This is a genomic window from Phenylobacterium sp., assembly GCF_024508875.1.
GTDB lineage: Bacteria > Pseudomonadota > Alphaproteobacteria > Caulobacterales > Caulobacteraceae > Phenylobacterium.
The window spans coordinates 1-7,079 of sequence record NZ_JANINU010000115.1 but is presented as its reverse complement, the minus strand read 5'-3'; the positions used below and the strand labels follow the sequence as shown (position 1 = coordinate 7,079).

The following is a 7,079-nucleotide window of genomic DNA, read 5'->3' as shown; positions in this document are numbered from 1 at the left end:
ATCGCGGCCGACGCCTACTACACGGCCCTGACCTTCCCGAACCTGTTCCGCCGGATGTTCGCCGAGGGCGCATTCGCCGCGGCCTTCGTGCCGGACTATTCGAAGCGCCTGGTCGCCGAGGGGAAGGAGGCGGCCGACCGGTTCGCCGCCGACGCCCTGGCCACCATGGCCGCCGCCACCATCGCCATCACCGTGGCCTGCCAGCTCGCCATGCCGTGGATCATGACGGTCTACAGCTACGGCTTCCTGGCCGACCCGGCGAAGTTCAAGCTGGCGGTGATCCTGACGCAGATCACCATGCCTTACCTGCCCTGCATGGTGATCGCGGCGCTGTTCGCGGGCACGCTGCAGGCGCGGGGGCGGTTCATCATCTACGGCTTCTATCCCACGGTGCTGAACGTGGTGATGCTGATCGTCGTCCTGCCGCAGAAGGACCCCACGACCGCCGCCTACGCCGCCTCCTGGGGGGTGCTGATCGCCGGGGTCAGCCAGGCGGCGCTGTGCTGGTGGGGCGCGCGGCGTTCGGGCGCGCGGATCACGCCCTCGGCGCTGCGGTTCACGCCGCAGGTGAAGGCGCTGGTGCGGCGCATGGTGCCGGGGGTGATCGCCTCCAGCGCCACCCAGATCAACCTGTTCATCTCGGCCATGCTGGCCAGCCAGGTGGCCGGCATGCGCGTGTGGCTGAACGTGGCCGAGCGGTTCTACCAGCTCCCGCTCAGCCTGGTGGGCGTGGCGATCGGCGTGGCGCTGCTGCCGCGGCTGGCCACCGCGCTGCAACAGGCCGACCACGACGACGCCCAGGCGGCGATGGACCAGGCGGTGGTGTTCGGCCTGGCGCTCAGCCTGCCCGCGGCGGCGGCGCTGATGGGCATGCCGTTCTACCTGACCGACGGCTTCTTCGCGCGCGGCGCCTTCACCCACCAGGACGCGGCGGACTCGGCCAGGCTGCTGTTCCACTACGGCTGGGGCGTGCCGGCTTTCGTGCTGATCAAGATCCTGCAGCCGGCCTTCTTCGCCCGCGGCGACACCAAGACGCCGATGATCTACTCGCTGGTGTCGGTGGGGGTGAACATCCTGCTGGGCGTGGCGCTGTTCTTCACCCTGGGCTTCCAGGGGATCGCGCTGGCGACCGCCGCGGCGTCGTGGATCACCGTGCTGCAGATGCTGCTGTACCTGCGCCGCAACGACCAGTGGACGCCGTCGGCGCGCGCCACCGGCAAGGTGATCCGCGTGACCCTGGCCAGTCTGGGCCTCGGCGCGGCCGTCGCACTGGCCTCGCACTTCCGGGACGCGATCCAGGCGCCGGTGGCGGCGGTCACGGGCGGGGCGGGGGCCAAGGAGATCACCGTCATCGTGGTGTGCATCGCCGGCGCGGCGCTCTATCCGGCGCTGCTGTTCGCGTTCGGCGGTGTGACGCCCGCCGAGGCGCGCGCCGCCTTCCGCCGCCGCAAGGGCGATGTGGCCGCGCCATCCGCCGACTTGTCCTGAGACGGATCCGGCGGTATCGGCTCGGCATGGCTTCGAACCGCAACACTTGGCGATGGCGCTGACCGCCTAAACCCCCTGAAAACCGGGCTTGCGCCCGCCTGCCTGTTCCCTAGAGAAGCCAGCTCATCATGACCGACCAAGCTCCGGCCCCCTACGCGGGCCCCGAACGCGTGCTTTCCGGCGTCCAGCCGTCCGGCGACCTGCACCTGGGCAACTACCTCGGCGCCCTGGCCAAGTTCGCGCGCCTGCAGCACGAGATCCCGACCTTCATCTTCGTGGCCGACTACCACGCCATCACCGTGTGGCAGGAGCCGGCGAAGCTGAAGCAGCAGGTGCGCGAGATCGCCGCCGCCTACCTGGCGACCGGCCTCGACCCGAAGGTCGCCACCATCTTCGCCCAGTCGGCGGTGCCCGAGCACGCCGAACTGGCCTGGGTGTTCAACTGCGTCGCCCGTCTCGGCTGGCTGGACCGGATGACCCAGTTCAAGGAGAAGTCGGGCAAGCACAAGGAGCGGTCGAGCGTCGGGCTCTACACCTATCCGGTGCTGCAGGCCGCCGACATCCTGGCCTACAAGGCCACCAAGGTGCCCGTCGGCGACGACCAGAAGCAGCACCTGGAGCTGACGCGCGACATCGCCCAGAAGTTCAACAACGACTTCGCGGCGCCCGGCTTCTTCCCGCTGCCCGAGCCGCTCACCCAGGGGCCCGGCGCGCGGATCATGAGCCTGCGCGACGGGTCGGCGAAGATGAGCAAGTCCGATCCCTCGGACCAGTCGCGGATCAACCTGACCGACGACGCCGACGCCATCGCCAGCAAGGTCCGCAAGGCGCGGACCGATCCCGACCCGCTGCCGGAGACGGCGGAAGGGCTGGAGGGCCGGCCGGAGGCCAAGAACCTGGTGGGCATCTATGCGGCGCTGGCGGGCGTGAGCGAGGCGCAGGTGCTGGCCGAGTTCGCCGGCCAGGGCTTCGGCGCGTTCAAGCCGAAGCTGGCCGAACTGGCGGTGTCGGTCATGGGTCCGATCGGCGGCGAGATGCGCAGGCTGCTGGCCGACCCGGCCGAGATCGACCGCGTGCTGGCCGACGGGGCGCAGCGCGCCCGGGCCATCGCGGCGCCGACCATGGCCGAGGTGAAGAAGCTGGTCGGCTTCTGGGGCGGCTGACTTGCGGACGAACGCGCGCCGGGCCACGCTTGCGTCATGAGCACCCGGCGCAAATTCCTGGTGGTGGCGGATGAGTCGCCTGAGTTCCAGGCGGCGCTGCGGTTCGCGTGCCGGCGCGCGCGCTCGACGGGCGGCTACGTGGCGCTGCTGCGGGTGATCGAGCCTGCGGTGTTCGAGCACTGGTCGGGCGTACGCGAGGAGATCGCCCGCCAGCAGCGGCAGGAGGCGGAAGCGTCGCTGCAGCAGAGCGCCGAATACGTCCAGGCCGAGACGGGCCTGCCGCCGGAATTCCTGATCCACGAAGCCGATTCCACCCGCGCGGCGCTGAAGCAGGTGCTGTCCGAGGATCCCGACATCAAGATCATGGTGCTGGCCGCCGCGGTGGGCGGACGCGGGCCTGGCCCATTGGTGAGCGCGATCGCCAAGGACGGGGTGAAGTTCGGCAGCCGCAAGGTGCCCATCACCATCGTGCCGGGCGACCTCACCGACGACGAGATCGCGGATTTGGCGTAGCCCTTTCCCCTCCCCATAAGGGGGAGGGATGATCCGCCGCGCTTGCGCTATGCGCGCGGCGGAGCCACATCTTCCCCATGTTCATCCAGACCGAAGCCACGCCGAACCCCGGGGTCCTGAAATTCCTGCCCGGGAAGACCGTCCTGGGCGACGGCACGCGCGACTTCCGGGGGCCCGAGGAGGCCGCCGCCTCGCCGCTGGCGGCCGAGCTGTTCGGGATCACGGGCGTCACGCGGGTGTTCTTCGGCCCCGACTTCATCACCGTGGGCAAGCACGCCTCGGTGGACTGGCCGCTGATGAAGGCGCCGATCCTGGCGGCGATCATGGACCACTTCACCTCGGGCCGCCCGCTGTTCGACGAGGCGGCCGACAGCGACGCCGGGGGCCATGACGACGGCGTCTACGAGGGCGAGACCGCTCAGATCGTGGCCGAGATCAAGGACCTGCTGGACACCCGCATCCGCCCCGCCGTGGCGCAGGACGGCGGCGACATCCTGTTCAACCGCTTCGACGTCGAGACCGGCGTGGTGTGGCTGAACATGCGTGGCGCCTGCTCGGGCTGTCCCTCGTCGTCGGCGACCCTGAAGGCCGGCGTCGAAAACATGCTGAAGCACTACGTCCCGGAAGTGACGGCGGTCGAACAGGCTCTTTGAGCCGGACCGCGAACGGGCTACCCGAGGGCCGATGATCGTCCTGGGGCTCGACACCTGCCTTTCCGCCTGCTCGGTCGCCGTGCTCGACGGCGAGACCGTGCTGGCGCATGCCTCCGAGACGATGGCGCGCGGACACCAGGAGCGGCTGGCGCCGATGGCGCAGGCGGTGATGGCGCAGGCGGGCATCGGCTTCGACCGGCTCCAGCGGATCGGCGCCACCGTCGGGCCGGGCTCGTTCACCGGCCTGCGCGTGGGCGTGGCCTTCGCCAAGGGGCTGGGCTCGGCGCTGGGCGTCCCCGCGGTGGGGGTCGGATCGCTGGAGGCGCTGGCGGCCGAGGCGTCGGGCATGGTCGCCGCCGCCATCGACGCACGCCGCGACCAGCTCTACCTGCAGGTCTTCGAGGACGGGCAGCCGCTGATGGCGCCCGACGTGCTGCCCGTGGGCACGGCGGCGGCGCGGCTGGCGGAACTGGCGATGGGCCGCGCGCTGACCCTGGTCGGCTCCGGCGCCCCGCTGCTGGCCGACGCTGCGCCGGGCGCGCACATCCTGACCCCCGACGGCTGCGACGCCCGCGCCGTGGCGCGGCTGGCGGCCGCCAAGCCCGCCGCGCCGATGCGACCCCTCTACCTTCGCGCGCCCGACGCCAAGCTGCCCGGGGGGATCGACCCTTGGAGCTGAAGGCCGCGACGCCACAGGACGCGCCCGACATGGCCGGCGTCCACGCCCAGGCCTTCGACACGCCCTGGGACGAGACCGACTTCGAGGACCTCCTCGAGGGCGAGGGCATATTCGGCTTCGTCGTCCGGGGCGAGGACCCGGCCGGCGTGCTGATCTGCCGCGCCGTGGCGGGCGAGGCGGAGATCCTCACCGTGGGCGTCGCCCCCTGGGCGCGGCGGCGCGGGGTGGGCGAGGCGCTGATGACCGCGGCGATGGGCATGGCGCGGCAGGCCGGCGCCGAGACCATGTTCCTGGAAGTGGACGTCGACAACGCCCCGGCGGTCTCGCTGTACGAGCGCCTGGGTTTCGAGCGCGCGGGGTTGCGCAAGGCCTACTACGACCGCGGCGCCAACGGCCGGGCGGATGCGCTGGTCATGCGTCTCGACCTTACATCCAGACCTGTCTAGACCTATCGTAAGGTAGACCAGAGGGGACCACGTGTCGGACCGCATCGAGAAGCTGTGCCTCGAGAAGAACATGCGCATGACCGAGCAGCGCAGGGTCATCGCGCGCGTCCTCTCGTCGGCCACCGATCATCCTGACGTCGAGGAGCTGCATCGCCGCGCCCACGCCGTGGACCCGCACATCTCCATCGCCACCGTCTACCGCACCGTCCGCCTCTTCGAGGAAGCCGGGATCATCGACCGTCTGGACTTCCGCGACGGCCGCTCGCGGTACGAGGAGCACACCGACGACCACCACGACCACCTGATCGACATGAAGACCGGCAAGGTGGTGGAGTTCGTCGATCCCGAGATCGAGGCCCTGCAGGAGGCCATCGCCCGCAAGCTCGGCTACAAGCTCGTGGATCACCGGCTGGAGCTCTACGGGATGCCGCTGGAGGATTAGTCTCCCGCCGCCGATCCGGTGGGAAACTTGCGCCGGGCGGTCTGCAACCCCATAACGCCGGCCATGTCCGAGCAAGCGCCCGCGAAGCGCCTCTACATCAAGACGTACGGCTGTCAGATGAACGTCTACGACAGCGAGCGCATGGCCGACGTCCTTGCGCCGCTGGGCTATGGCATGACGGACGATCCGGCGGGCGCGGACCTGGTGGTGCTCAACACCTGCCACATCCGCGAGAAGGCGACCGAGAAGGTCTATTCCGAGCTGGGCAAGCTGCGCGAGATGCGGGACGAGCGCCTCGCCGACGGCGGGTCGCGGATGACGATCGCCGTGGCCGGTTGCGTCGCCCAGGCCGAGGGCGAGGAGATCATGCGCCGCCAGCCCGCCGTGGACCTGGTGGTCGGGCCGCAGTCCTATCACCAGCTTCCCGAGCTGATCGCCCGGACCCACCGCGCCCGCGGCGAGCGCCTGGCCGCCGACTTCGCCGCCGACGAGAAGTTCGACGCCCTGCCGGCCGATCGCCGGCCGACGGGGGTCTCGGCGTTCCTGACGGTGCAGGAGGGCTGCGACAAGTTCTGCACGTTCTGCGTTGTGCCCTACACCCGCGGCGCGGAGTGGAGCCGCCCGGCCGAGGCCATCGAGGCCGAGGCCCGCGCGCTGGCGTCCAAGGGCGTGCGCGAGGTCACCCTGCTGGGCCAGAACGTCAACGCCTATGCGGGCGAGGGCGGCCTCGCCGCGCTCGTGCGGCGGCTGGCGAGGATCGAGGGCCTGGACCGCATCCGCTACACCACCAGCCACCCGCGCGACATGGACGACGCCCTGATCGCCGCGCACGGCGAGGTCGAGGCGCTGATGCCCTACCTCCACCTGCCGGTGCAGGCGGGGTCGGACAAGGTGCTGAAGGCGATGAACCGCGCGCATACGGCCGAGAGCTACCTGCGCGTCATCGAGAAGGTGCGCGCCAGCCGGCCCGATATCGCCATCAGCGGCGACTTCATCGTGGGCTTCCCCGGCGAGCGCGACGCGGATTTCGAGGCGACGCTGCAGCTCGTCCGCGAGGTCGATTACGCGAGCTGCTTCTCGTTCAAATATTCCCGCCGGCCCGGCACACCCGCGGCCGCCCTGCCGGGACAGGTGGCGGAAGAGGTCAAGGACGCGCGGCTGGCCCGGCTCAACGCCCTGCTGGACGAGCAGAGGCTGGCCTTCAACCGCGCCCAGGCGGGCAAGACCCTGGACGTGCTGTTCGAGAAGGCCGGGCGTCATCCGGGCCAGCTCGTCGGCAAGAGCCCCTATCTGCAGGCCGTGTTCGTCACCGCGCCGGATCGGATGCTGGGCCAGATCGTTCCGGTGACGGTTGAAAGCGGCGCGCAGAACAGCCTGGCGGGCGTCCTGGCGCCTGTCGTGGAAATGGAAAGCGCTTGAGCCGAGCCCCCGAATTCATCGCCCTGTCGGACGCCGCCGCGCGGGCCGTGGCCGGGCCGAGCAGCCGGCACGTCGCGCTGATCGAGGACGCCTTCAAGGTGCTGGTGGAGACGCCGGGCGGCGGCGTGTCGCTGTCGGGCGACGCCAAGGCGCGCGGCCAGGCGAAGAAGGCCGTGCAGGCCATCGCCGAGCGCGCCGACCAGGGGCTGGAGGTCGAGGAGGCCGACGTGCGGGTGGCCATCGGCCAGGCGCGGACCGGCGCGCCCGCGCCCGGAA

General features: G+C 70.8%; 8 protein-coding genes and 1 pseudogene. All 9 read left to right on the top strand.

The features are described from left to right. A partial coding sequence (gene murJ / locus Q0L11_RS10060; protein ID WP_296597033.1) for a murein biosynthesis integral membrane protein MurJ occupies nucleotides 1-1,488 on the top strand: 1,488 nt, incomplete at its 5' end. Nucleotides 1,489-1,616: 128 nt separating this feature from the next. Further along, nucleotides 1,617-2,651, top strand: a complete 1,035-nt coding sequence (trpS, locus tag Q0L11_RS10055; protein WP_296597031.1) for a tryptophan--tRNA ligase — start codon at nucleotides 1,617-1,619, stop codon at nucleotides 2,649-2,651. A gap of 36 nt (nucleotides 2,652-2,687) precedes the next feature. Next, nucleotides 2,688-3,164: a universal stress protein gene (locus Q0L11_RS10050; protein ID WP_296597030.1), complete on the top strand. Its 477-nt coding sequence runs from the start codon at nucleotides 2,688-2,690 to the stop codon at nucleotides 3,162-3,164. Between the two features lie 77 nt (nucleotides 3,165-3,241). Continuing rightward, on the top strand, nucleotides 3,242-3,817 hold the full coding sequence (locus Q0L11_RS10045; protein ID WP_296597028.1) for a NifU family protein: 576 nt from the start codon (nucleotides 3,242-3,244) through the stop codon (nucleotides 3,815-3,817). A gap of 34 nt (nucleotides 3,818-3,851) precedes the next feature. Further along, a complete protein-coding gene (gene tsaB / locus Q0L11_RS10040) occupies nucleotides 3,852-4,496 on the top strand; it encodes a tRNA (adenosine(37)-N6)-threonylcarbamoyltransferase complex dimerization subunit type 1 TsaB (RefSeq protein WP_296597036.1) in 645 nt (214 codons plus the stop codon). Beyond that, complete coding sequence (rimI, locus tag Q0L11_RS10035; protein ID WP_296597027.1) at nucleotides 4,487-4,942, top strand: ribosomal protein S18-alanine N-acetyltransferase; 456 nt, start codon at nucleotides 4,487-4,489, stop codon at nucleotides 4,940-4,942. Before tsaB ends, rimI begins: the two co-directional genes overlap by 10 nt. A gap of 70 nt (nucleotides 4,943-5,012) precedes the next feature. Continuing rightward, complete coding sequence (locus Q0L11_RS10030) at nucleotides 5,013-5,384, top strand: Fur family transcriptional regulator (protein ID WP_296597034.1); 372 nt, start codon at nucleotides 5,013-5,015, stop codon at nucleotides 5,382-5,384. Between the two features lie 63 nt (nucleotides 5,385-5,447). Next, the gene (gene miaB / locus Q0L11_RS10025) at nucleotides 5,448-6,803 is read left to right on the top strand and encodes a tRNA (N6-isopentenyl adenosine(37)-C2)-methylthiotransferase MiaB (protein ID WP_296597026.1); all 1,356 of its coding nucleotides are present in this window, start codon (nucleotides 5,448-5,450) and stop codon (nucleotides 6,801-6,803) included. Continuing rightward, nucleotides 6,800-7,079, top strand: a pseudogene (locus Q0L11_RS10020) (PhoH family protein); the annotation flags it as partial. The gene miaB and the pseudogene Q0L11_RS10020, both read left to right, overlap by 4 nt.